This is a genomic window from Pantoea sp. SIMBA_079 (assembly GCF_046940275.1).
Taxonomy (GTDB): Bacteria; Pseudomonadota; Gammaproteobacteria; order Enterobacterales; family Enterobacteriaceae; genus Pantoea; species Pantoea borealis.
In genome coordinates this window covers 1-275 of the sequence record NZ_JAWRYR010000251.1, presented here as the reverse complement: position 1 = coordinate 275, position 275 = coordinate 1, and the positions used below count along the sequence as shown (strand labels likewise).

Annotated in this window: 1 protein-coding gene; it reads left to right on the top strand. The window is 63.3% G+C overall.

What is annotated here, in order from left to right; genetic code table 11:
- Nucleotides 1-275: carbohydrate ABC transporter permease (locus SB719_RS19905; protein ID WP_412159701.1), on the top strand; the 275-nt coding region annotated here is incomplete at both ends.

Genomic DNA, 275 nt, shown 5'->3' with positions numbered 1-275 from the left:
GTACCACTCGTTCACGAAGTGGAACGGCCTGACGCCAGCCATCTGGAACGGCCTCGACAACTACGCCTACATGTTCACCAAAGACCCGGTGTTCTGGCCCTCCCTCGGTGCGACCGCCTACTACGTGCTCCTGACCGTGCCCGCGTCGATGATCGCAGGACTGTTCCTCGCCGTGCTCGTCAACCGCGGCCTCCGTGGTGTCCGGGTCTTCCGGACGATCTTCTACCTCCCCGTGGTGCTCCCCGCCGTCGCAGTACTCACCCTCTGGAAGTACA